The organism is Rhodococcus sp. 05-2254-5 (assembly GCF_002258575.1).
Lineage (GTDB): Bacteria > Actinomycetota > Actinomycetes > Mycobacteriales > Mycobacteriaceae > Rhodococcoides > Rhodococcoides fascians.
Map to the genome: position 1 here is coordinate 16,190 of NZ_NOZG01000033.1, position 25,631 is coordinate 41,820.

Below are 25,631 nucleotides of genomic sequence, written 5' to 3' on the forward strand. Positions count from 1 at the left end.
CAGCAATGAAGTTCTCGTCCGAGTAGAGGGTGTGCACCGTGAACGCAGTGCAGAACGACCATTTCGACTCCACCACCGCGCGTGCATGGGGCACGTTCACCGAGAATCTGCACGCGCACCTGCGGTCGCTGCCGATGCGGGACTACATCACTGTGACGGCCGCGCAAGCCAGCCCGGGCGAGCGCGGGCTCCGGCCGTACATCGACATCGCAGCAACTCGAGACGGGGCTCTGGTGTCGATCGCGTCGCTGCCCTCGCTGCTGTATCCACAGGCACCCGAGTCGGTCACCCTCGACGTTCAGCTGCTCGACTTCGGGTGGCTGGACCGCGGCAAGCCCGTCGCAGACGGGTCGGTCATCGATCTCACGCGAACGGATTCGAGGGCAGACGCTGCTCTCGTCGCCGAGATGGTGACCCGGGCGTTCCGCGAGCTGTGGAACGTTCCCCATCCGTCGTTTCTCAGCGTGTGGGGCGTCGCCGCAGACGGAGCCGCCTCGGGGCCGATCGACCTCCAGCGCGGAATCGTCGGCGTCCGGACCAGCGCTGCCGTGGACGGCAGTGCCGAGTCGACGCCGACCGATCCCCCGTCCGACATCACCGACGTTCCCGACGAACTGCGATCACTGCACACCCTGTGCCAATTGACCGGTCGAAAAGCCGACGCGCAAACAGTGCACTCAGTGTGCGTGGGGGCGGACATCGATGAACTCGGTGTACACGCGCTCGCCCTGCATCGCTCGGCTGCCGCACACTCGGACCGCAGCGCAGCCGAGGGAACAGGCACCTCGATCGCGGTGTGGACGGGACTGGCCCGAACCTGGCTGTTGGTTGCCCGCAGTATCGCAGCTGCAGCCGGATCGGACCGGCACGCCTGTCGCTGAACTGCTACAGAATCCTTCGCCGCAATCCGCTGGCCCGCAGGACCTGACGTTCGACTCCGGCTCGGATGGCCTCCTCGGTGCCGATCACCCGTACATGCGACCGCGCACGGGTGATCGCGGTGTAGAGCAACTCGCGAGTGAGCAGAGTCGATGCTTCGGCGGGCAACAGAACCGACACGGTGTCGTACTGACTTCCCTGGCTCCGGTGAATCGTCATCGCGTACACGGTCTGGACGGCAGAGAGGACGTTCGGGTGAATGAGAACGTGGCCGCGACCCCGCGCGAAAGCAGCCATCGGAGTTCCGTTCTCACCCGACACCACAACACCCGTGTCTCCGTTGTAGATTCGCGCTTCGTGATCGTTGGCCGTCACCAGCAGCGGCTGACCGGGGTACCAGTAGGCGGGGTCGAGGAAGGCCTTGTTCGCTTCTCCCACCCACTCGAGTGCCAGCCGATCCCACAGCGCAACGCCCCACCGCCCCTCACGGTGCGCGCACAGAAGTCGATGCTTCTCCAGTCCCAGCAGCGCCGCGGCGGCGTCACCGCGGGTTGCCGCCGCTGTGACCTCGGCGGCGGTGTCGACCACGTCGGCCCGCAATGCGTCGGTGTCCTCGGGTGCATGGAACGAGATCTGGTCGTCACCGGATTCGAGTAGTTTCATCACCTCGTCACCGCGGCCGTCTCGAACTGCGACGGCCAGACGGGCGATCGCGCCACCGAATCGTCGACCGCGGCTGAGCCGAACCACTCCGCCGCGCAACCTGTCTCGCTCGAACGCACTGAGCGCCGCCTCGTCCGGATCCTCGGCTGCGTCGAAATCCGCGTCGACCAGGTGCGCCAACACAGGGTTCTCGGTGCCAGTGACCGGCCGTGCGACGAGGTCGGCCAACACTGCTCCGGCGTCGACGGACGTCAACTGATCGGGATCGCCCACCAGTATCAACCGCGATTCCGGTCGAACTGCTTCGAGCAGCCGGCACATCATCGTCAACGACACCATCGACGTCTCGTCGACGACCACCACGTCGTACGGCAGTCGATTGTGGGAGTCATGACGAAACCTGGTCTTGCTGCCCGGTTTCCACCCGAGCAGGCGATGCAGAGTCATTGCTTTCAGTTCTGCCGGGAGACCCAGCAGTCCCGCTTGCTCGGCCACCGACTCCTGCAGACGAGCGGCAGCCTTGCCGGTGGGGGCGGCAAGACCGATTCTCACATCGCTGCCGTGTTCTCGAACCAACAGCGCCAGAATTCGAGCCACCGTGTGGGTCTTACCGGTGCCCGGCCCGCCCGCTATGACCGTGGTCCAGTGCGTCGCCGCCAGGGCTGCTGCAATGCGTTGTCGATCGGGAGGGGTGGTGGGTGCGCCGGATTCGTCGATGAACAATTCGGCCAACGCACGGTCGATCTTTGCACCGTCGACGACGGGGTGCGACTGCGATCGAGCGTCGAGTATGCCTCGAACTGTGTTCTCCTGCAGGTGATATCGATCCAGGTACAGCAGTTCACCCAGGTCGGTGCGCACCAGCTTCAGCGGCGTCAGCGGCCCGTTGGCGCTGCCGACCACGAGCGGGCTGACCGCCAACCCGTCGAGAACGTCGGACAGATCGGGCCAGGGAAGAAGGCTTGGATCCACGTCCGATTCCTCGTCCACCGTGACATCACGCAGTCGCTGCAGGTCGAGACATATCGATCCGGATCGCACTGCGCGCACCGTCAGAGCCGTGGCGAGCAGCACCGGTTCGGAGGCTTCCCCGGCCAGGGCACCGAGCCGCAACGCCACGTGGACGTCGGCCGCTGTCAGTACACCGGCGTCGTTGAAAGACCGCAGAATTCCGCTGCCGCGCAGCGCCGTCGAGACACTCGTCATCGTTGCACCTTTCCGGCGAGCAGATCCGACAACTCGACCACCAGTGCCGCAGGCGGATCCCAGTCGAACACACCGCAGCCGGCCGGAGTCTGCGGCCCCACCATGCCCCGAACGAACAGGTACCGTACTCCGCCGAGATGCGTCTCCGGCCGGTAGTTCGGTTGACGCCATCGCAAATACCTGTGCAACGCAACGGCATACAGAATGGCCTGCAGCGGATAGTGCGACCGCATCATCTCCTGCGCCATCTTCTCGCGCGTGAAATTGCCGGTCGTCAGATCGCCTCGGGCCAGGCGGTTGGTCTTGTAGTCGACCACGATGTAGCGAGGGCCGGGTACCCGAAGAACGGAGTCGATACTTCCGGTGAGAAAGCCGCGCAGTGGGGTGGCTTCCACTGCATCGAGCAGGTCGGCGTAGTCCGCGAGGACATCCGCCGGGTCGAGATGTCGACGCAGCAGCTGCGCAACCGATGTCAGAGTCACGCTCGAGTCCACCGGGTCGTCGCCTCCGGCCAAGGGCAGCTCGAAATCCAACTCGGCCAGGTGGTCGTTCGGCGCGATGTCGGCCAGCGTCCCGAAGCCCAGCGGTGTCTGCATCACCGGCAACAGAGCGGCTGCCAGAGCCGTCGGATCGACATCTGCCATCCGTGAGGCAACGGCAGCTCTGCAGCGCTGCTCGAGTTCGGACAGTAGATCGGCTGCGGAGGTATCGACGTGTTCGAGGGCCTCGTGCACCAGGGTTCCGAATGCGGCACCGGCCGGCATGCCGTTCATCGGTGACGCGATCCCGTCCACGGGCTCGTCCGGGTTCGCGCTTCCCAGCGGAGGTTCGACAGGCTCATCCGCTTTCTCGGGCCGCTCGGCCTCACTGGTCACCCCCACCTCCGGCTCGACGGGCGACGCATCGTGCGCGTGAGCCGTCAAGGCCGAGTAGGACGTTCGACGCCACAGCAAATCCAGAGCACGCCCGAAGCGAGCGGCAGTGACGTCGCGGTGTTCCTCCTCGGGTCGAACCCACTGCTGATCCGAGGGTGGTGTGGGGCCGACTGCCTCGATCGATATCAGCTCCGCTGACGGACCGACCCAGGATTGCACGCGGTTGGCGGTAGTGGCGTCGTCGAGCACCTTGTACGACGGCTCCGGCTGCGCAATCCCCGGAATGCGGCCGAACAGCATGCGGTGCAACGACGACGTAGCAGTGTTGCGTCCCGGTGCCCACCACAACACCACCTGGCACTGGGCTCTGGTGAGTCCCACGTACAGCAGCCGTAGTTCTTCTCCGGCTTCTTCACGATCGTTGACAAGCTTTCGTGCTGCGTAGCCGGCCCCGGAGGGACCGCCGACGTCCCGGATGCGGTGGCCGTCCTCGTGCAGCAGCAGGGTCGACGGTGAGCTGAAGTAGAGCGTGTCCCACGCGTACGGAAGGTAGACGACGGGAAATTCCAGCCCCTTGCTCCCGTGCGTCGTCATGATCTGCACTGCCGCCGAGTCACTGTCGAGCCGGCGACTGCGATCGGTGGAACCGCCGGCTGCCGGTTCCTTGATTCGATCGGTGAGCCACCGAGTGAGAGCGGTGATTCCGTACGATTCGGATACCGCTGCGCGATTGAGCAGTTGGGCGATGTGCCGCAGGTCGGTCATCGTGCGCTCCCCCGCCTCGACCGCGAGCAACCGAGCATCGAGACCCGACTGCGCCGACACCCGCTCGAACACTGCGGCGAAACCCGCCTCGTCGAACAGCACGGAGTACTCACGCAGCCGGCTGCTCACCTGCGACAGAGCGTCCTCGGCCCCGGAATCGAGTTGGGCGGCAGTCCAACCGAGCAAAGGTGTCAGGGCTGCGAGTCTGACGCGGTCGGTGCGGTGCGGTTGTTCGATCGCTTGCAGTAGCCACAACCAGTGTCGAGCACTGTCGGTGCCGAAGACGCTGGTGCTGCTCGACACCACCGACGGCACACCCACTGCGTCGAGCGCATCTCGAATCAGCGCAACCTGTTTGGTCGTACGAGTCAACACCGCGATGTCCCGCGGTTCGACCGTCCTCGGCCCGTCCGGCCGGTCCATGACGGCGTTCCCGGACAGGAGCGTCACGATCTCGGCCGCCACATCTGCAGCCACCCGAGAGCGGAGTCGATCCACCGCCGGGAATCCCGAACGCAACGGTCCTGCTCCGGTTCGGGGCAGATAGCGCAGCCGCAACGGAGGATGTCCTGTCATGCGCGAGAACGGGTTCCGCGCTTCGACGTGATGGACGACGATGTCGTCGTGTCCGAGGGCGGCACCGCCGTAGAGATGATCCAACGCGTCGAGGAGCCCGGAGTCGCTACGCCAGTTCGCCGTCAGCTCGTACAGGTGATCGGCCGACTGCACCGCATCCAGATAACTCAGCACTTCGGCACCGCGGAAAGCATAGATGGCCTGCTTCGGATCTCCGACGAGGATCAATGTCGTGTAGCCGTGAAAGGCCCGGCGCAGGATGTCCCACTGCATGGGATCGGTGTCCTGGAATTCGTCGATCAACACGACACGGAACCGGTCTCGCACGCGCGCGCATGCTGCCTCCCCGTGCACGGGATCGGACAACACCGAGTGCAACAGTCCGAGTAGATCGTTGTAGTCGCGGATGCCGAGAAGACGTTTGCGACGCTCGACCTCACGGCGGGCCTCCCGAGCGAACTGCACCCGCAGGGCGGCTTCCCGGTTGCCGTCGTCACCGTCGAGGTCGTCGATGTCGGGGTACAGGATCGACTGTTGATCTCCGACGGCAGCCGCGGCCAGTTGTTGGGCGTCGCGTCGCCCGAACGGTGGTGCCTCGTCGTCGCCGCTGAACATCTGCAGATACAGATCGTCGACCACCTGCTCGAGCAGATCCGACACCGACTCGACGAACGTGGATTCGGGTTCGCGCTCACCCGCGATACCCAGCCCGTCGAGCATGCGTTGACAGAAGCTGTGCGTGGTGACGATCGTCCCGGCGTCGAAGTCCGACAGCGCTTTACGCAGTCGTCGGCGCCGCTTGTCCACTTCGTCGTCGTCTGCCGCGGCGAGAAAAGCGATGAGAGGGTCGCGCGCACCACGCGCAGCGTCCGGATCACCGAGGTCTCGGGCGATCGACGCGAACCGGCTGCGGGTGCGATCGCGCAGTTCCTGGGTCGCGGCCCGACTGAACGTCACCAGCAGTAGATCCGAGATCTCGGCCAGTCCTTCGGCGATGTACCGCGCCGCAAGTCCGACGATCGCGTACGTCTTGCCCGTTCCGGCGCTGGCCTCGAGCACGGTCGTCCCGGTGGGCATCGGACCGAGGAGGTCGAATCCGCGTGCGGCGGTCATGCGTTCCCCATGTTCTCTGCGGTCAGCAATGGATCCCACAACCGGCGGGAGAGCACTCCGAAGCGGCTCTGCTCGTTCGCGGGGTCGGTCTCGTCGTCGAGAGGGCTCGGATCGAGCAACGTTCCGAACGAGAGCGTCGGGCCGTGCACGTATCGCAACGATCGGTCGGTGCCATCACCGAAATCGCCGCGCCACGCCCAGCCGGCAGATTCGTAACCGTCCTCGATCGATCCGCCGCCGAACCGCTTCTCCGCGTAGGCAGCTGCCGTCCCGGTCGAGATCGGCAGCGGCGCAACCAATCCGCGATCCCGCAGGTCCACCACGTCGCGGAGTACCGCGAGGGGATTCGGAGGGGTCGTCAGGCGGGACCGGCGAGGCGGACGCATTCCGCTGGCGCGCCCGATGGTGACCGCGCTCCACTCCCCCGGCTCGGACGCTGCCACCGCCAGCAGACGCACCCACGCCGCGAGCCTGTGCTTGGCCGCCAGACGTGAGTAGGACGAACGCACGAGTGTCCGGTCGTGAATGCCGGTGACGGTACCGGTCAGACGTCGCCCATCACCGAGGTCGACCACGATGTCGGTGGTCTCGGCCGGGCCTTCGTGAAACGGCGCGGCCGCGTCGGCGATGATTCCGACGACTCGGCGGATGTCGGACATCTCGCGTCGACCTTGATGAAACGGAGGCAACGTGCCTCGCCGCCACTCGGCGTCGGCGAATTCGCCGATGTCCGTGCCGGCCAGCACCGCTGCCAACATCCGATCGCCGATGTTCCACCGAGACAACGGATCCAGTTCGATGTCGAGACTGTCCGCCAGATCGTCTTCGAGCTCGGGAACTCGAAACCCGAGACGTTGACGCAGAAACGCCTGAACCGGATTCTCCACGAACGCGATCACGTCCGCGAGTTCCACGTCGCCCGAATTCGCTGGGGGCAGTGCATCTGGCAAGAACAACGGCACCGGCACGGACGGTCGCTGCTGAGACACGGCGCCCGCCAACGCCACCGTGTCGAAGCTGAACGGGTGTCGGGGCTCGAAATTCCGAGGATCGAAGGGCTGCAGCGGATGCCGGTGTTCGACGCTTTTGCCGGCGGTCACGTCGAGGACGTCCATCAACTCGCGCAGCGGGATCGCGGGCGGCTTGGTCGATCCGTCGACGGGGTCGGCACCGGTGTAGAAGAGCAGTAGCTTTTCTTCGGCGGACATCACGGCGTCGAGCAGTAGTTGGCGGTCCTCGCTGCGGATGTCGCGTTCGCCGACGGCCGGGTCGCGTGCGAGGACGTCGTCTCCGTCGAGGCTGCCGACGCGGGGGAACACCTCGTCGTCGAGACCGAGAAGGATCACGACGCGGTGCGGGACCGATCGCATCGGCACCATCGTGCACACGGTGAGCTCTCCGGTGCGAAAGTTCGCTCGGGTGGGGCGGCCGGTGAGCCGGCCACCGAGCATGGCGCGCACGTCCGCCAGCCGCAGCTCGGCGGTGTCGCCGTGTTCAGTGGCCTCGGCGATCTCGCGATGCGCTTGCGCCAGTTGCCATTCGTCGGCGGTGGGCACGTCGGCAAGCAGATCGAGGGTGCGGCCGAGCTGCCGCGTCCATTCGGTCACCGGGGCGCGCCCGGACAGCGCCCGTAGTACCGAGGCGAGCCGGTCGACCAGCTCGGCGAATCGGCCCGCAAGCCCGATGTCGTTACTGTCCACGTCGTCGAGGGGCAGCGCGAGGTCGAGATAGTCGTTCCCACTCTCGTCCGCCGCTACCCCTAGGAGGATACGGTCGAGTGCGGACTTGAAGGTGTTCTGCCGAAAGTTGTTCAAACCGAAGGATTCTCGTTGTCGTACCGTCAAACCCCAGCGGGCTCCGGACGTGGCGACCCATTCGCGGAGGCGTTCGAGGTCGTCGTCGGTGAACGAGAACTTCTGCCGCACCGGGCCGCTCGCCGCGAAATCGAGTAGTTCGCTGGCCGTCACTCGCCCCTCGGAGAAGTCGAGCACCGTAGCCACTACATCCAGTACCGGATTGGTGCGACGCAGGCCCCGATCGGCGAGCCGGACCCGCAGTCGATGACCGGGATGCACCAATGTGGCCTGGCCGAAATTGGCACGGATCAGCGGCGCATAGGTCTCGACGTCCGGGCACATGACGAGCACGTCACGGGGTTCGAGAGTCGGGTCGTCGGTGAACAGATGCAGCAGAGACTCGCGCAGCACCTCGACCTGGCGGGCAGGCCCATGACATGCGTGAATCTGCACGGTGCCGTCTGCGAGCGCCGGATCGCCGTCCGTCGTTGCGTGGGAGGGCACTTCGTCGCCGGCGATGTCGGATTGGATCGTTCCGAGCAAGGTCCGCGTTGGTCCGGGCCCTTCGTGGTGCACGGTGTGATCGGCGATCGACCCGATGGTTGCCTGCAGTTCCCGCACGTCGCGCGACAGACTCGCCAGCAGCGGGTGCTCGACGGCCAGGGCGGTCACGTCGTCGCGCCGTCGGGTGGCCGCCGGGACGTCGGCGAGTGTGGACCACATCGACGGGCTGGGGTGTGGGATCCAGATGTGGACGTCGCGGTGGTGCGCGAGTGCGTGCAGGATGTCGAGCTGGTCGGCGGTCAGCCGAGTCGGACCGAACACCGACAACCTGGACGGTAGGTCCACCGCGTTCGGTTCCGATCGCAGTGTCGAACACGTATCGGGAAGGCGCTCGGCGGGACTCGGACTGCCGATCCGCTCGCGCACCAGGCTCCATATCCGCGGTTGCCACGTCAGGTCGTCGTCCAGTTCCTGGCCGAGCCCGTCGGTGAATCGTCCGGCGCGCCAGTCGCGCAGCATCTGGGGTCGCTGAGATCCGTAGGCGCGGAACAGCTCCGCGATGTGCGCGGCCGTCGACCAGCGGCGCCCTACCCGATGATCGTCAGACCCCGATCCCAGATGCTTGGAGAGCACCGCGGCCCACGGTTCGGTGCGGCAGTCGTCGATCACCGACAGCGCGGTCCACAGCACTCGACTGTGAGACCACGGGTCGTCGTCGGGATCGATGCCGTCGACCTCGGAGATGGTGCGCGCGACCAACCTCGCCGGGCTCGGAAACTCGATGTTCGCGGCAATTCCATCACCGTCCGGAGCGCCCAGGACGCTCGACAGACGCTGGGTGAGCCACCGCTCGACACCTCTCGCCGGCACCGACACGATTTCGGGTACGAAGGCATCGGGCAGCGGCTCGGACAGTACATCGGCGAGGGCTGCAGCGAGCGTTCCTGCACGTTCGGCGCGGTGGAGCGTCAACACGGTCGAAGTCCCCTGCCTGCTCGTCTGAGAACGCCCGAATTCGGACTGGTGACGACCCTACTCGAGCCACCGACAAGTTCTGTCCGGTGAGTCGAGCCCTCGGCAGCGGTCCGTATGTGCAGAACCCGACAGCAACGGAGGAGAACGGCATGTTCAGATACATTTTCGCGGTCGTGGCGGTCCGGGACATCGATATCGCGAACACTTGGTACGAGGAGTTGTTCGACCGTCCGGCGGACAACAATCCGATGTCGACACTGGTGGAGTGGCAGGCCGCTCCCGGAGCATGGGTGCAGGTGACCGTCGATTCCGAGCGTGCAGGCTCGTCGCTGTTCAATGTGGCGGTCGACGACCTCGAATCGTTCGTGTCGGCGGCCCACTCGCGCGGAATCGACTTCGCCGACATCGTCGAAGCGAACAAGGGTGTTCGGCTGTCCACGGCCACGGATCCCGACGGCAATTCCATCACCGCTATCGGCGGTTTTCGCGAGCACTACTGAGCCGGGGCGTGCCGTCTCGGCTCGAGGTGTAACGACGCTCGCACGCGGTGCGACATGGTGGAAGGAAATGCGACCGCCCGGTTCGGAAGAACGTGGGGTTGCTCCCGTCTCGCGGACACCCTTCGCCGCGAGACCGACACCCCGTGACCCGAGGACGATCCGACATGACCAGTGCCTACCCACCACCGTTCCAGCGCCCCGCACCCGAGCCAGCTCCTTCTCGACGACCCCTCGTCGGCAGGATCTTCGCCTGGGCGGCAATCGTTTTCGGCGCGATCTTCTTGATCGGAGCCATAATCTCGTTCGAGTTCGGTGCGGTACTCGTCGGCGCATCGATGCTCGCTGCGGGCGTCGCGTACCTTCGGTTGTCCCCTGAGCGTGGACGCAAGGGTTGGGCCGTACCGGCGATCGCTGTTCTTCCGGCATTGATCGTCATGGGACTGACGGGATCGACCGAACCCGAGAAGGTGGCCGTCACCCCGGTCGCGGCCGTGCCCGCGCTACCCACCGTGACGACGACCTCCGCACGTCCGACGACCACCACACCGGCACCGACCACGACGACCACGGCCGCTCCCACCACCGAGCCCCTCGCCGCGATCGTGGAAATACCGACGACGTCGGAGTACACCACCGCTCCCGAGCCCGTCTACATCCCCGAACCTGTCTACATCCCGGAGCCGGTGTACACACCCGAGCCCGTCTACACCGTTCCCGCGCCGTTGGCAGCGGTGCCGGAGAGCGCCTACTACGCAAACTGCTCCGCGGTGCGTGCAGCAGGCGCAGCCCCTATTTACGCCGGCGACCCGGGATACAGCAGCAAACTCGACCGCGACGGGGACGGGGTCGGCTGCGAGAACTAGTTCACCATCCGCCGTGTCAGCTCCGCAGCCTCGCGAGAGTATGCGACGAGCATGACGAGGTCGACGGATGGCCGCGCCGACTTGACTGCAAGGACCTGTCGAGTGATGGCGTCGTGCATCGGCCAACCGTAGGAGCCGGCCGAAATGAGTGGGAAAGCAATGGATTTCAGATTCATCGACGCCGCCAACGCCAGGCTGCGCAGGTAGCACAGGCGTAGTAGTTCGGATCTATCTTCGTTCTTCGAATAGCGCGGGCCGACGGTGTGGATCACGCATTCGGCGCGCAACCTGCCTGCGGTGGTGGCCACAGCGGCACCGGTGTCGAGGCCGTGGGGCAAGGTGGTGGCCCGCAATGCCTTGCATTCCGCGAGGATCGTGGGGCCTCCGGCCCGATGCAGCGCGCCGTCCACCCCGCCACCGCCGAGGAGTCGGGTGTTGGCCGCATTGACGATCGCGTCTGCGGCCACCTCGGTGATATCACCATGCACTACGTCGATGATCGTCATGCGTCGTCCTTTTTCTCGGCGATCGCGATGGCGATGCGATCGAGGTCGTCGGCGCGCAGCCCCGGGTAGCCGTGGACCAGCTCGCGCCACTGCGTCGGGACCGCAGACGCACCCCACCGTGCGCCGAGAAGTCCGCCTGCGATCGCGGCGGTGGTGTCGGTGTCCCCGCCCGCTCGAACACACAATTCGAGTGCGGCGGGAAGGGGCAGCGATGCGTCTGCCGCGCGATGTATCGCCCACCAGGCCGTTTGGAGCGCGTGCACGACCCAACCGTTCTTCGGGAAGTCGGTCGGCTCGCCCTCCTGAGCGCTGTCGAGCAGCGGCTGCCAGAAGTCCCGGACATCGGGTTCTTCGTGGCGCAGGAAGTCGGCGATACCGTCGTACGTTCCGTGTAGCACCGCGTGCCGGATCGCGTGCGACCACAGTTGACATGCCTGACCGGCACGAGGATCGGAGTGGGTCAGCGCGCTGATCCGCTCCGCAGCAGCCCGGCATCCGGTCACGTCGTCGAGATAGGCCAGCGCGACGGGCGCGGTCCGCATCAACGAGCCGTTTCCACCGGTCCGGCCGGTCAGCGACGCCGCGACCGCGGCCATCTCCGATCCGGTGCTCGCTCTCTGCGACAGCACTTTCCGGGTCTGATTGCCGACGTCGGGAGGATTCACCGCGAACCAGGCGCGGAAGTTCGCTGCCACCTCATCGACGTCTCCGCCGATCTCGAGAGCGCTCGCAACGCACAGTGCCATCGACGTGTCATCGGTCCATTCCCCCGGGGCCCAGTCGAATGCGCCGCCGCCGATCATCGCAATGGCGGTCTCCGGCGTCGGATATCCGAATTCGTACCCCGCGCCCAACGCATCGCCCACTGCAGTGCCGAGCAGTACCCCACGCGCCCGATCCCGCTGATTGTCGGTCAAGTTCATTCGCTGCCCCTTAGATCGTTGTTGATCTAACAATAGATCAGACTTGCGCTAAGCTGCAACCCATGACGTGGACGGACCGAGACGGCAAGGCTCTGACCGATTACCCGCGCCCTTCGGTTGCGGTCGATGTCGCGGTCCTGACGGTCCGTGAACAGCAGCTACAGGTCGTTGTCGTGCCCTCGGAGCGGGGCCTCGCACTTCCCGGAACGTTTCTGCGCCCGTCGGAAACCCTGACCGAAGCCGCCGAACGCGCACTCGAGTCCAAGGCGAACATCGTCGATCTGCAGTTCCACCAACTCAAGCTCTTCGACGAGCCCGGCCGCGACGACCGCGGTTGGGTGCTGTCGATGGCGCACGGCGCAGCCACACCGAGTCGATCACTGCCTGCGACAGCCGAATCGGTCGCCATCGACGGTGTGGTGCCGGGCTCGACGCTGGCGTTCGATCACAGCGAGATGGTCACCGAGGCAGTGCTGGACCTCCGAGCTCGCTACGCGCGAGAGATCGACCCTGCCGGATTTCTGGATTCCACCTTCACGCTCCTCGAACTGCGGTCGCTGTACGAAATCGTCTTCGATCGCGCGTTCTCCAAAGACACGTTTCGCCGCCACGTCATCACCGCACTCGAGGGAACGAGCACGACGACGACGGCAGGTGGCGGTCGCCCGGCCGAGCTGTATCGCCGGGCACCCGATGCTGCACTCGCCGCTTCTGCGGACTCGTTCCTTCGCGGCTAGAGGCGTCGCGCGACGAAACCGGACATGTCAGCGGATAAGCTGCGAGCCATGGGATCGAAGCGGCCTGCCAACCGCGGACAGAAACGTGCAGAAAAGACCAAGGCCCGGCAACGGCGTCACCAGCAATCTCGGCCGGCACCGACCGGTGTCGTATCCGAGCGGATCAGCGATCTGATCGACGGTTTCGTCGAGTGGCTCGACGCGAGCGAGATGTCGGAGCAGGCCGAGGCAATCTCACGGTTGGTGTCGTCGACACTGACCCAGTTGTCCGGTGCGCGCCACGGGTTCTCCCCCAGCGCGTGGATTCCCGCCGACGCGCACCTGCTGGTGGATGCTGCAGAACGCATCCTGCAGGAGGAATCGGAGACCGCCGAGGACACGGCGGTGAACCTCGTTCTGACGTCACTGCAGTATCTGACGTTCCTCGACGAGACCGATCTGTGGGACGGCAGCCCCGAGGACTACGCACACTGCATGGAAGACCTCTCCGACTTCCTCGAGGGCGACGAGCCCGACATGCTCGACGCAGACGACATCGTTCTGCCGAACGTTTCGCTCGACCAGGAGCTTGCGGCCATTTCGGCTCTGCCGCTGTTGCCTGCGCTCGATGACATCGTTGCTCGCGTCGCCGACGGACTGGCAGTGTCGGACGACGTCCATCTACGCACCGCCGTCGGCCCGGCTCCACTCGACCCCGCCGGACTCACCGAGTCCTCGGACGTTGCAGCCGTCGATTACTGGTCGACGGCCATCGCGACCGAATTGGTCCGGATCGACGGCGACACGGCCAAGCTCGGCGACAACGCCCCCTCTCTGGCCAAGCGTGAGGCGGAGACCGTTCATGAGCTGGTTGCCGAACACGTCCGAGTGCAGCTGTCCGGAGACGCCGACGACCCCGACGTGTCCCGTTCGCTTGCCAACACGTTCGCGGTTCAGACCCTGCTGGCCGCGATGACCGACGAGCTGCCTCTGAACAACGAGGGCGAGGACTACGCCGATTTGGAAGGTGAGGACCTGCGGACGGCGCAGCTGATCGACCATCGGGTTCGATCTCTGATCGAGCAAGGCATTCTCGTGCGAATCGAAGAGGTCCTGGCGGTTCCACATGCGCTGCGTCCCGCTGTTCTGGACGGGGTGGCCGAGGCGCACCCTTTCGGGGCGCTGGACGAGGAGACGCACGAGCCGCTCGAGGACTCGGCGTCGTCGTGAACGCACTCGCGCGCGCCGAGACTCTGTCGGTGCTCGCCGCTAGCGTGACCGACGCCGCGTTATCTCAGCGCGATTCGGGTAAGGAGCCGACATGAGCGATTCACTCGAGTTCGACTTCGACGTCGACTCGGCATGGATGCACTTCCAGCGCCGGCTCGGCGAGTACGTCAGCGCCATGCGCGACGGTGACGCCTTGGTGATCGAGTCTCGATACGACAGCACGGACGGCGTTCCGGACACCGCGGCCTGCGTCCAGTTCTACGCCTGGGATCTCGACATGGTTCGTTGCGAGCTGCCCGCCAACGAGCACCTACACAGTAGTCGCGTCATCACTGACGCTCAGCGAGAAGCACTGAACGCGTTGGGCTTTCGAACGTCTCGGGATTCCGAGCCGACGCCACCCCACGTCGACCGCAATCGCTCGTGGTCCGATGATCTGGCGAAGAAGACGGTCGCGGTGTTCCGTGACATCTGGGGCCTGCCACACCCGTCTTTTCTGAGTTCGCGGGCCACCGGACGCTACGACGTGCCGAGCTTCGAGGCCAGCACCGAACCCGTCTCGGCAGTCGTTCCACTGTGCGTGCAGCCGAAAGGGAAGGACCACCTGCAGCAACTCGTCGATCGTGCACTCGAACCCTGGTTCGGCTTTCCGCCCGATCACGACCCCGACGGCGACATCCCTCTGCGATTCGTCAACGGCACCGCATACGTCACGGTCAAATCCACCGAGCCGGTCGTCGAGATCAACTCGACGTTGGTGCACGCGGTCACCGGTCGCACCCGCGCGGCCGAGTTGCTGGTCGATCTCAACGTGCAGCTTCCGGATGTGATGTTGCATCTCGTCCAGGACTGCATTGTGGCCCAGGTACGTGTCAGCGGATCACCGTTCGTGGCCGATCACCTGCTGTGGGCGGTCCGGATGCTCTCGCACGTGTGGGAGCAGGTCGACGACAAGTTCGCCGAGGACTTCGGGGGCAGGCTCGGCGAACCGACCCCTCCGGTCCTCGAAGGTGACGACTTCCCGGACGGTCTGCTCGCGTTGATTGAGCTGATCGCGGATTCGCCCGATGCTGTCGAGCCACGCACCGTCCTCGAGTGCTGCTCTTCGGACCGTGACGTGGTCGTGTCGTATCTCCGCATCAGCGCCGAGCAGGAGGCATCGTGGCGCGGCATGGCGGTAGCCGCGGACCTGGGCGACGAACACTGCGATGTGGACGAGGCGGATCGCGAGGCCGCGAACTGGGGCAGCGCAGTGGCTGCCCTGCGGGAGGTGCTGCGGAGCACCCCCGAACAGGTCACTCCTGTGGTCGATCCGTCGGCGATCCAATTGCAGCTATTCGAGACCGACGAAGTCGCGGAGGTGTCCGACGAGCGTTCGGACGATCAGTAGCGCCATCCGAACAGCAAAGTTTCGACGGGCTTCCCTTTCATGTTAACTGGGGTTACATTAACTCCATGTTCGCATCACGTTTGGAGAAGCCATGACACTGACGACCGGCACCACGTCCGTTTCGGTGGACATCGACGCCACGGATGAGCAGCAGTACAACGAAACACTCACGTTGCTGTCCGAGGGTTCGGTGCACAAACACTTCGATCCTTACGTCGACATCGACTGGGAGTCCGAGAAGTTCGCGGTTCCCGCCAATGATCCCCGCTGGGTACTGCCCGCCAAGACCGACCCTATCGGGGGCCATGACTGGTACAAGTCCCTGCCGCTGGACCGGCAGATCGAGATCGGCATGTGGCGTCAGGCCAATGTCGCCAAGGTCGGCCTGCAGTTCGAGAACATTCTGATCCGCGGCATGATGCAGTACGTATTCTCGCTGCCCAACGGTTCGGCCGAGGCGCGCTACTGCACCCACGAATCCATCGAAGAGTGCAACCACACCCTGATGTTCCAGGAGATGGTCAATCGGGTGGGTTCCGACGCTCCCGGCATGAGTCGACCGATGAAGATGCTCTCGCCGTTCATCCCCCTGTTCGCGACGCTGCTACCCGAATTGTTCTTCGTCGGCGTCCTCGCAGGCGAGGAACCCATCGACCACATCCAGAAGTCGGTGCTTCGCTCCGGCGAAGAGATCCATCCGATCATGCAGAGCGTGATGGCCATTCACGTGGCCGAGGAGGCTCGCCACATCTCCTTCGCGCACCAGCTCCTGCGTCGTCGTGTGCCCAAGATGTCCAAGATCGGACGCTTCCTGCTGTCGCTGGCCTTCCCCGTCACGATGCGCATTCTGTGCGACGTCATCGTCATCCCGCCGAAGAAATTCTGGACGAAGTTCGACATTCCGAAGAGCGTCAAGAAGGACCTCTTCTGGGGAACCGAGCAGTCGCAGCACGCTCTGCAGGACTACTTCGGTGATGTGCGCATGCTGGCCACCGATACCGGAATGATGAACCGGGCGGCTCGCCTGATGTGGAAGCTGTGCGGAATCGACGGCAAGGCATCACGTTTCCGTAGTGAGCCGGACCGCAGCTCCAGCCAGTTCGCCGCATAGCCCTCTCGACACCCCACGCGCCAGTTATCCGTACAGCAGCGCCCGCCGTCAGGAACCCCACATGCCCCACGTCGTCACCCAATCATGTTGCAGCGACGCGTCATGCGTCTACGCGTGCCCCGTCAACTGCATACACCCCACCCCCGACGAGCCGGACTTCCTGACGGCGGAAATGCTGCACATCGACCCGCAGTCGTGTGTCGACTGTGGTGCCTGTGTGTCGGCCTGCCCGGTGGACGCCATCGTTCCCAAGGCCAAACTGACCGAGGCTCAACTTCCGTTCCTGACGATCAACGCCGACTTCTACAAGCAGGAGCGGCCGCCACGGCCGATTCTGGCTCCGGTCACGCCGGCCGCCTCGGTGTCGAGAGATCGCCAACCGCTCCGGGTGGCGATCGTCGGGTCCGGACCGTCAGCGATGTACGCGGCCGACGAGCTGCTCACGCAGCCGGGGGTCAGCGTCGATGTCTACGATCGGCTTCCGCAACCGCACGGTCTGGCACGCCTGGGCGTTGCACCCGACCACCAGAAGACGCGTCAAGTGTCACGGCTGTTCGAAACCATCTCGGCGCAAGAGGGATTCACCTATCACCTCGGCGTCGAGGTAGGAAAAGACGTGACGCACGACGAGTTGATGGACACCCATCACGCCGTGATCTATGCGGTCGGAGCGTCGTCGGATCGCGAACTCGGTATCCCCGGAGCCGAACTGCCCGGGCGCACGTCGGCGACCGACTTCGTCGCCTGGTACAACGGCCATCCCGATCACGCTCACCGCACGTTCGATCTGTCACACGAACGAGCGGTCGTCATCGGCAACGGCAACGTCGCACTCGACGTGGCCCGGATCCTGACCATGGACCCCGACGCACTCGCCGCGACCGACATCGCCCCCCACGCCTTGGAAGCGCTGCGCCACAGTGCCATTCGAGAGGTGATGGTCGTCGGTCGGCGCGGCGTGGCGCAATCCGCATTCACCGTGCCCGAATTCGCGGGACTGCTGACCGTCCCCGATATCGATCTCACCGTCGACCGCAGCGAGCTCGCACTGGATCCGGTGACGGTACGACTGGCCGGCACCAACGACCTGCCTCACGCCGTCGCCCAGAAGCTGCAACTGCTGCGGCACGTCGACGAGTCACCCGAGCACATCGACGGCCGAAAGCGCGTCACGCTGCGCTACCTGCTCTCCCCCACTCGAATCCTGGGCACGGATCGGGTCACCGGGGTCGAGTTCGAGCGCATGGGTCTGACCGCCGACACCGACGATGTGGTGCGCAGTACCGCCACCGGCGAGATCGAAACGATCGACGCCGGCCTCGTCCTCACCTCCATCGGATACCGCGGCGTCGCGCTGCCGGGAATTCCGTTCGATCACGCAGTCGGCATCATCCCCAACCTCGGCGGCCGCGTCCTCGAGGAAGTGGGCGGATCCCCGTCGACCGGTACGTACGTCACCGGGTGGATCAAGAGAGGACCTTCGGGCTTCATCGGCACCAACAAGTCGTGTGCTCAGGAGACCGTCGGACATCTGGTCGACGACTTCAACGCAGGCCGCCTGACCGATCCGATCGATCTGCCGAGCGCATGGACGGCGGGCTCGGGTCGAGGGTCGCTGCGTCGCTCGAAAGACAAATTGCTGGCACTGCGCCGATCCTGATCGCTCGGCTCCGACACCCCACCCGGTTGGGATCAATGCGACTGTCAGTCGTTCTGAGTGCAACAAAGCCACATTCATCCGGGCAGGGGTGAGGTTGAAGCGTCTACTATTAGGGTAGGTACTTTCATCGGCCACCGATTCGCGGCGGGCCAACACCTCGAGGAGACCGAGATGCCGGGCCTGCGTCGCATCACAGCCACAGCCGCTGTCCCATTTGTCGGAATTTCCATCGCGCTCGCGTGCGCCGCACCGGCGCAGGCTCTGCCCACACCGGGCGATCTGGCAGATGTGCCGGCGCGGACGTCGATCTCGTACGAACACGTTCCGACGGGTACGTACGTCGGCAGCGCAGAGAACAATTCGGCGCGCCCGGGGTTGTCGACGGTCAAGCTCTACATGGCCGACTACGTCGTGCGTTTCGGAGACGGTTCGCCGCGAGACCGCGACCTGGCCGCACGCATGGTCCAGGTCAGTGACGACGGTGCCGCCTCGGTACTCGACAACAAATATCCCCAGGCCATCGATTCGACGGCAACGGAGTTCGGACTCACCTCTACCTCGCGGGGCGGTTTCTGGGGCAGTTCCTACACCAGCACAGCCGACACCGTGCGATTCCTGGCGGCGAAGAAGCGAACAGACCCCGCCAGCCCGGTCCTCGGCTGGATGAACTCCGCCGCACCGGTTGCAGCCGACGGAACCGTGCAGGACTGGGGCACCCAGCAACTACCCGGCGTGACCGGTAGCAAATGGGGATGGGCCGACGACGGATCGAGCGTGGTTGCGTCCGCGTCGATCGGTGACGAATTCGTCGTGGCTTCCAACACGTATGGACCGCGCCGCTCACAGACCGACGACGTCCTGGCAGCGCTCGGCGGCGTCGAGTTGACGGCACCGCCCGCTGCTTCTCCTGTACCGAACCTTCCCGTGATTCCCGGCCTGCCGTCGGTGGAAGAACTGCTGCTGATGCTCGCTCCTCGCTGACATGTTCGAATAACTTGTCGGACCCCTCCCCTACTCTGCGATTCACCGAAAAGTTCGGGGACCACACCGGGGGACGTGGAGGGGACGACGATGAGTCGTATCGATCTGGACAGCTTTCAAAATATTCACCGCACCGGTCAAATCCGGCCGGACGCGGATCCGGTTCGCCTCGTCGAAATGGGCCTCGACTACGCCACTCGAGGGTCAGGGTGGAAGGCGTACGTTCGGCTGGTTGCAGACCGTCTCGCGAAACTCGAGTGCACGCCCGAAGTCGATCCTGCGTACGCCGTATCAGCACGGATACTCGACCACTCTGTCGACAGGTTGTTCGAGATCGGTTGGCAGCCGGCCGAACTCGCGCACGCTACTCGAAAGATGGTCGGGGGCGCGGCCGGATTGCTCGTGGTGGAGGCGGTCGCCACCCATGCGGGGCGTTCCTCTGCCCTCACCAACGCACCCGATTCCTGGCGAGAGCAACTGATCGATCTGAAAATCGATTCCACCGCAGGCGTGTCCGTCGAACGCCTCCGAAGGTGGTGTGCGAGGCCTCGGGTCTCCACGTCCGACTCCTGGAACACGGTGTTGACCGTCCTCGGTCATACGACCTCACTGGGTTCACTCGACAAGCTGGTTCCCATTCCATCGCAGTGGTCGTCGGTTCGATCCTCGCCCGCACCGTCATCGGCCCACAAGAGTGGCGTCTCGGATCCCAAGATGCTGGGCAAGATCCGGGGGTTACTGGCAAAGGCGGAGTCCACCCAGTTTCCGGCCGAGGCCGAGGCGTTTTCGGCGAAGGCTCAAGATCTCATGACCCGCTATGCCATCGACCATGCGCTGCTCGAGTCCGACAACCCGCGCGGTTCGATCGGCGACGTGACCACCCGCCGCATCTTGGTCGACAGTCCGTACTCGGAGGCCAAGTCTCTTCTCCTGCACAGTGTTTGCGAAGCAAATGGTGCCCGAACCCTGTGGTACAAGCGATTCGCTCTGGTCAACATCGTCGGGCTCGAAGTCGATCTGGATTTGTGCGAACTGCTGTTCACATCGCTACTCGTGCAGTCTTCTCGCGCACTCGACGAACTCGCCGAATCACCGGAAGCCCGAGGTCGCAGCTTCAGGAAATCTTTTCTGATCGCGTACGCCCACCGTATCGGCCAGCGCTTGCTGGAAGCTCGGGAGCGAGCTACAAAGGCGGCGTCGGAGCATCACGGTAGCGCCTTGCTGCCGATCTTGGCCGAGCGCAGCGATGCCGTGAACAAGGCATTCACGGCCATGTATCCCTCGACAACGGAGGTGCGTATCGAGGCACGCGATCATGCGGGTCGACGTGCAGGCCGTGCCGCCGCCGAACGCGCCGACCTTACCGGTGGGCGCGAACGTATCGACAAATCAGATCTGGCCTCGTAGTGCGCGCTACATTGGCTGACATGACCGGTCTGGATACTCCGCTGACACCACTTCGCTTTCTCGAACGCGCTGCAGAGGTTCATCCCCACAAGATCGCCGTAGAGGATGGTCCGCGCACCTTCACCTACGAACAGTTCGCCGCCGCCGTCACCCGGCTCGCGCATGCACTGCGCGCGTCGGGGGTCGGCCACGGCGATCGGGTGGCCTACATTGCGTCGAACTCGGCAGAGCTGCTGTTCGCGCATTACGCGGTGCCACTGGCCGGTGCCGTTCTGGTCGCGATCAACACCAGGCTCTCGCCGGACGAAGTTCGGTACATCTGCGATCACTCCGGTTCGGTTCTGTTGGTGGGTGATTCGGCACTGCTGGCCGGTCTCGGAACAGATCCCATCGCAGATTCGGTCACCGAGATCGTCGAGACCCCCTCGGTGGACGGCACGTACGACAGGCTGCCGCACACCACGCGATACGACGCGTTCCTCGAACGGGGCACGGACGAACCGATGGATTGGGAGGTCGACGACGAGACGTCGACCATCACGATCAACTACACCTCGGGCACCACCGGTCGACCCAAGGGCGTGATGTACACCCACCGCGGTGCTTACCTCAATTCCCTGGGGGAACTTCACCACCAGGGATTCGGGGTCGACACCCGATATCTGTGGACTCTGCCGATGTTCCACTGCAACGGGTGGTGCACCACGTGGGCGGTCACGGCCGCGTCCGGCACACACGTGTGCCTTCGCGGAGTGCGCGGCGACGCCATCTGGTCGGCCATCGACAACGGCGTCGATCACCTGGCCGGTGCGCCGACCGTGTTGACCACTCTCGCCACTGCTGCAGAGGCACATTCACTCGATCGACCGTTGACCATCGTCACTGCGGGAGCTCCTCCGAGCCCGACGATCATCGCCAAGATTCGAGCATTGGGAGCAACGCTCGTACACGTCTACGGCCTCACCGAAACCTACGGTCCGTATTCGGTGTGCGAGGCGAAGCAGGAATGGCTCGAACTGGACGCTGACGAACAGGCCCGTCGCTTGGCTCGACAGGGAGTCGGCATGCTCACTGCGGACCGTTTACGGGTGGTCCGCGACAAGCCTGGCCCCGGTGGGGTTTTGATCGATGTCGAACCCGACGGCACCGAAATGGGTGAGATCGTCATGCGCGGCAACAACGTCATGAAGGGGTATTACAACGACACGGCCGGAACGACACAGGCTTTCGCGGGCGGCTGGTTCCATTCCGGTGACCTCGGGGTGATGCATCCCGACGGCTACGTTCAGCTACTCGATCGCGCCAAGGACGTCGTCATTTCCGGCGGCGAGAACATCTCCACCATCGAGGTGGAACAGGCACTGGCGAGCCATCCTGCCGTCGCGGATGTTGCGGTCATCGGGGTGCCCGACGACAAGTGGGGAGAGCGGCCGAAGGCGTTCGTGGTGCTGGTGGCCGGCGTGGACGTCTCGGAAGCCGAGCTCGTGGCGCACGTGAAATCGGCCATCGCGTCGTACAAGGCTCCGCGCAACGTCGAGTTCATCGTCGAGCTGCCGAAGACATCGACGGGCAAGATCAGGAAGAAGGAGTTGCGCGACGCCGAGTGGGGCACGTCCGCGTCCAAGATCAACGGATAGCAACTCTGGTCACGCCATCTGCACACCGGCGATTTCGGTGACGCCGCCCTTGCCGTCGAACGACAGCTGCCGAAATGCCACCTTCTCGACGAAGAACCTGTCGTGGCTCACCAGAATCACCGCGCCGGGAAAGGCCGTCAGCGCACGTTCGAGCACCTGGGTGCTCTGTAGGTCGAGGTGGTTGGTGGGCTCGTCGAGCACGATGACGCCTGCGCCGAACAACAGGCACTGCGCCAATGCAACTCGTGCCTTCTGCCCTCCGGACAGCACGCCGATCTTCGATTTGAGATCCATCTCGGAGAACTGCAGCAACGTGAGAAAGCGGTGGACTTCCTTCTTCGTCGCCGTCAGAGCGAGACTGCCCGGCATCGCGTTGACCGAGTGCGACACGGTGTCGTCGAGATCGAGATCGGCGAGCACCTGGTTGTAATAGATGAACGACGGTGCCTTGGTCTTCCATTTGATCTTGCCACTGTCGGGTTGCTCGGCACCGACGAGAATGTCGACCAGCGTGGTCTTTCCGCATCCATTGGGTCCAGTGATGGCGATGCGGTCGCCGCGATGCACGGTGAACGAGATGTTCTCGAAGAGTCGTTGGTCGCCATAGCTTTTCGAGATTTCCGTGATCTCCGCGAGGTTGTCGTGCACATGCAAACCGCCGTAGATTGCGGTGACCACCGTGTCGACCGGGCGGGGGCTCTTGCTCTTCTTGATGTTCGCCAGTCGACGTTTGAGCACTCCGCTGGGGTTCTTCACTGCTTCCTTACGATCACTGATCGCTTCTTGCTCGTAGGCCAGCAGCTGCTGTTCGTTGCTGAACTCACGTTCGAGGTTCTTGAGTCGAAACTGCTTCTGCTGCACGTATTCCGAGTAGCTACCGTCATAGGTCTGCAGGTGATGGTTCTCGATTTCGACGATGCTGGTGACGACCTGCTCGAGGAATGCGCGGTCGTGCGAGACAACGAGTAGCGCACCGCGGAAGTCTCGTAGCCAGCGTTCGAGCCACGCGATTCCGGCAACATCGAGGAAGTTCGTCGGCTCGTCGAGGAGCAGGACGTCCGGGGCCTCGATGAGGATCTTGGCCAACGCCGCGCGGTTGCGCCAACCACCGGACAGTCGATCGACGGGCAGCTCCCGTCGTTCGGCGTTGAATCCCAGCATCGACAGCACGGTGTCGATCTGCTGGTGGTAGGTCCAACCGCCACTGTTCTCCATGGCGTCGAGCAGTTCGGCTTGGCGGTCGACGAGCTTGTACATCTGCTTCTCGTCCAGGTCACCGCCCAATGCGGCCTCGACCTCGGCCAACTCGGTCTCGATTGCATGGACAGCACCGAAGAGAGATTCGAGCTCCGCTTGAATGCTGCGGTCGCCGTCCAATTCGGAGAACTGCGAGAAGTAGCCGATGCGAGCACCCTCGGTGACGTCGACGGTCCCCGAATCCGGGGTCTCTCGGCCGAGAAGAAGCTGCAGCAGAGTGGTCTTGCCTGTGCCGTTGCGGCCGATCAGACCGATGCGATCGCCGTCGGCGAGGCGGAAGAACACCTCACGCAACATCACCTTCTGGTCGTATCCCTTGGCAACGTCGTTCAAGCGAATCCAGCTCAAGCGTCCACTCCTGTAAAGCACGGGGTTCGCTGAGTCGTCGAACCGACTCGCTCACTGTAGTCGCGTCGGTGCGAACGCTCCGCGTCGCCGATCAGGTCGACTCCCACAACCACAAGTAGTAATCGAGCCGTTCACGGTCGAGGTCTATGCCGTACGCATCCAAGAATGCATCGCAGTAGCTCCGGCCGAAGTTGTACTCGGTACTCCAGATTGCCGGTGCCAGGTCTGCCCAACGATCGGCGACGCCCATGCTGCCCATGTCCACGTGCGCTGCGCAGGATCCGTCGGCGGCGATCAGGGTGTTCGGCATGCAGGCGTCGCCGTGACACACGACCAGTCGATCGACCGACGGAGATTTCACCGGCAACTCGCGATCGCCGATACGAGAGACCACCGACCAGTCGAACGGGCACTGCGCGACGGGGACGGCATCGTGAAAGGCGCGAAGGCCGGTTGCCGCCGCTCGGACCGCGGTGGCCGGGTCCTCCATCCAGCGATCGGCGACGGCGTTCTCCCACGGCAGAGCCTCAGTCATCATCCAGGACCCGGTAGCGTCCGAACCGGTTTCGAGGACTTTCGGAACCGGGGTGTACCGAATTACCCAGTCCAGACGACACCGCTCGTCTTCCAGGTCGATCGAGCTTTCGACCGGCGTCCACTTGACGTAGCGCGCCTGGCCGAGGCGGAATGTCATGCCTCCCAGCACATTCGACCACACAGGTTCGATTCCGTCGTACCCTGCCAACTCTCGTACGACGGTCGGGACCGCGATACCGCCGTCGGGCACGCTCATTTGCCGGTGATTGTCGCAAGTGAATCGTTCGGCGGGGACACAACGACTGGATCGCGTCCGGACCACAGATCGAGAACTGCTTTGGGGCGTGCCAACAACTCTCGTGCGTAGTTCCGCACAACAGCGAGCGTGTTGCAGTCGATGCAATCGGCGGTCACGCCGTCGACCTCCAGATCCATGTCCTCGCACAGCGCCACGGCGCGCGAGACGTGAAGGGGTTGACTGATGATGAGTCCACGTTCGACGCCGAACGTCTCTTTCGCGCGGGCGCACGTGTCGTAGGTATCGATGCCGTGATCGTCTCCGATGATGACGTCAGGGTCGATTCCATGCTCGATCAGGTACTCGGTCATAGCCTGAATCTCGTTGCCGGACTTGCCGTCTGCATCACCGGAGACAAGGATTGCCTTGATCTTTCCTGCCTCCATCAACTGAATGGCGGTGTCGAGCCGACCTGCGAGAAAGCGCATCGGTTTGCCGTCGCGCACCTGGGCACCGAGAACGATCCCTACTGGCGCGTCCGGTGCGTCGTCGACGTCGTAGACCTTGCCCGCCGTCGCGTACGCAACCCATCCGGCCGATGCCAGAACGACCGCGACCAGCGCTGCGACAACAGCGCACATCGCTTGTAGTAGTCGCCGAACCAGTCCTCGAGGCTTTGCTGTCGTACTCATGATCTCGTTTCGTCGGCTGCGGAAAACTCAACGTAGCTCACGAAATCGGCGAACCGTCGATCGCGCAGCGCACCCTCATCGATTCCACAGTGAACCCTCAGAAGAACCCTGCCCGTCGCGGCGATTGTCGGACGAGTACCGTCTTACCAGTGAATCCGCTGCTGACCTCTCGACGCTACGTCGACTTGCGTCTGCAAGCCAGCGCTACCTGTTGACGGTCCTCTAGACCGCAACCTCTCCGTCGGGCACATCGTCCCGATGAGCACTTTCTCGCCCACCTCTG

The 25,631-nt window shown here is 64.4% G+C and carries 19 protein-coding genes; 11 read left to right on the forward strand and 8 right to left on the reverse strand.

Features of this window, described 5'->3' with window-relative positions:
- Positions 1-38: 38 nt before the first annotated feature.
- A complete protein-coding gene (locus CH278_RS25245) occupies positions 39-881 on the forward strand; it encodes a TY-Chap domain-containing protein (RefSeq protein ID WP_057474886.1) in 843 nt (280 codons plus the stop codon).
- Between the two features lie 4 nt (positions 882-885).
- On the opposite strand, the gene recD is transcribed toward CH278_RS25245, so the two are convergent.
- The 3 genes from recD to recC are packed head-to-tail and all read right to left on the reverse strand — an operon-like array spanning position 886 to position 9,352.
- Positions 886-2,748: an exodeoxyribonuclease V subunit alpha gene (gene recD / locus CH278_RS25250; protein ID WP_057474885.1), complete on the reverse strand. Its 1,863-nt coding sequence runs from the start codon at positions 2,746-2,748 to the stop codon at positions 886-888.
- Positions 2,745-6,077 carry a UvrD-helicase domain-containing protein gene (locus CH278_RS25255; protein ID WP_094623166.1) on the reverse strand — a complete coding sequence of 1,111 codons (3,333 nt, stop codon included), beginning with the start codon at positions 6,075-6,077 and terminating at the stop codon, positions 2,745-2,747. The genes recD and CH278_RS25255 overlap by 4 nt, the downstream gene beginning before the upstream one ends.
- Positions 6,074-9,352: an exodeoxyribonuclease V subunit gamma gene (gene recC / locus CH278_RS25260; RefSeq protein ID WP_094623167.1), complete on the reverse strand. Its 3,279-nt coding sequence runs from the start codon at positions 9,350-9,352 to the stop codon at positions 6,074-6,076. The genes CH278_RS25255 and recC overlap by 4 nt, the downstream gene beginning before the upstream one ends.
- 149 nt (positions 9,353-9,501) lie before the next feature.
- Between recC and CH278_RS25265 the strand changes: the two genes are divergently transcribed.
- Positions 9,502-9,852 (forward strand): VOC family protein, encoded by a 351-nt coding sequence (locus CH278_RS25265; RefSeq protein WP_032364467.1) that lies wholly within the window; start codon positions 9,502-9,504, stop codon positions 9,850-9,852.
- 164 nt (positions 9,853-10,016) lie between these two features.
- A complete protein-coding gene (locus CH278_RS25270; protein ID WP_094623168.1) occupies positions 10,017-10,715 on the forward strand; it encodes an excalibur calcium-binding domain-containing protein in 699 nt (232 codons plus the stop codon).
- Here CH278_RS25270 and CH278_RS25275 read toward each other — a convergent pair.
- Both CH278_RS25275 and CH278_RS25280 read right to left on the reverse strand, forming a co-directional pair.
- The gene (locus CH278_RS25275; protein WP_094623169.1) at positions 10,712-11,221 is read right to left on the reverse strand and encodes an O-acetyl-ADP-ribose deacetylase; all 510 of its coding nucleotides are present in this window, start codon (positions 11,219-11,221) and stop codon (positions 10,712-10,714) included. The two genes, CH278_RS25270 and CH278_RS25275, sit on opposite strands and share 4 nt — an antisense overlap.
- On the reverse strand, positions 11,218-12,144 hold the full coding sequence (locus CH278_RS25280) for an ADP-ribosylglycohydrolase family protein (protein WP_094623170.1): 927 nt from the start codon (positions 12,142-12,144) through the stop codon (positions 11,218-11,220). Before CH278_RS25280 ends, CH278_RS25275 begins: the two co-directional genes overlap by 4 nt.
- A 62-nt stretch (positions 12,145-12,206) precedes the next feature.
- On the opposite strand from CH278_RS25280, the gene CH278_RS25285 reads away from it, so the two are divergent.
- The 8 genes from CH278_RS25285 (at position 12,207) to CH278_RS25320 (ending at position 22,276) form a co-directional block, all read left to right on the forward strand.
- Positions 12,207-12,881, forward strand: a complete 675-nt coding sequence (locus CH278_RS25285) for an NUDIX hydrolase (RefSeq protein ID WP_027497703.1) — start codon at positions 12,207-12,209, stop codon at positions 12,879-12,881.
- A 48-nt stretch (positions 12,882-12,929) separates the two neighbouring features.
- Entirely contained in the window at positions 12,930-14,090 is a 1,161-nt protein-coding gene (locus tag CH278_RS25290) for a hypothetical protein (RefSeq protein ID WP_256991818.1), read from the forward strand.
- 91 nt (positions 14,091-14,181) lie between these two features.
- On the forward strand, positions 14,182-15,480 hold the full coding sequence (locus CH278_RS25295) for a T3SS (YopN, CesT) and YbjN peptide-binding chaperone 1 (RefSeq protein WP_094623171.1): 1,299 nt from the start codon (positions 14,182-14,184) through the stop codon (positions 15,478-15,480).
- A 91-nt stretch (positions 15,481-15,571) separates the two neighbouring features.
- Entirely contained in the window at positions 15,572-16,591 is a 1,020-nt protein-coding gene (locus CH278_RS25300) for an AurF N-oxygenase family protein (RefSeq protein WP_032364396.1), read from the forward strand.
- A 61-nt stretch (positions 16,592-16,652) separates the two neighbouring features.
- Positions 16,653-18,251, forward strand: a complete 1,599-nt coding sequence (locus CH278_RS25305; protein ID WP_094623172.1) for an FAD-dependent oxidoreductase — start codon at positions 16,653-16,655, stop codon at positions 18,249-18,251.
- Between the two features lie 171 nt (positions 18,252-18,422).
- A complete protein-coding gene (locus tag CH278_RS25310; protein WP_094623173.1) occupies positions 18,423-19,232 on the forward strand; it encodes a hypothetical protein in 810 nt (269 codons plus the stop codon).
- A gap of 90 nt (positions 19,233-19,322) precedes the next feature.
- Positions 19,323-20,639: a DUF2786 domain-containing protein gene (locus tag CH278_RS25315; RefSeq protein ID WP_143536307.1), complete on the forward strand. Its 1,317-nt coding sequence runs from the start codon at positions 19,323-19,325 to the stop codon at positions 20,637-20,639.
- 20 nt (positions 20,640-20,659) lie between these two features.
- Positions 20,660-22,276, forward strand: coding sequence for an AMP-binding protein (locus CH278_RS25320; RefSeq protein WP_094623285.1), 1,617 nt, complete (start codon positions 20,660-20,662; stop codon positions 22,274-22,276).
- A gap of 9 nt (positions 22,277-22,285) precedes the next feature.
- Here the strand turns inward: CH278_RS25320 and CH278_RS25325 are convergent, their stop codons facing one another.
- The 3 genes from CH278_RS25325 to CH278_RS25335 all read right to left on the reverse strand — a co-directional run bounded on the left by CH278_RS25325 (position 22,286) and on the right by CH278_RS25335 (position 25,348).
- Positions 22,286-23,881: an ABC-F family ATP-binding cassette domain-containing protein gene (locus tag CH278_RS25325; RefSeq protein ID WP_179274410.1), complete on the reverse strand. Its 1,596-nt coding sequence runs from the start codon at positions 23,879-23,881 to the stop codon at positions 22,286-22,288.
- 91 nt (positions 23,882-23,972) lie between these two features.
- Positions 23,973-24,674, reverse strand: a complete 702-nt coding sequence (locus CH278_RS25330) for an aminoglycoside 3'-phosphotransferase (RefSeq protein WP_027497709.1) — start codon at positions 24,672-24,674, stop codon at positions 23,973-23,975.
- On the reverse strand, positions 24,671-25,348 hold the full coding sequence (locus CH278_RS25335; RefSeq protein WP_045841347.1) for a SanA/YdcF family protein: 678 nt from the start codon (positions 25,346-25,348) through the stop codon (positions 24,671-24,673). The genes CH278_RS25330 and CH278_RS25335 overlap by 4 nt, the downstream gene beginning before the upstream one ends.
- Positions 25,349-25,631 lie beyond the last annotated feature (283 nt).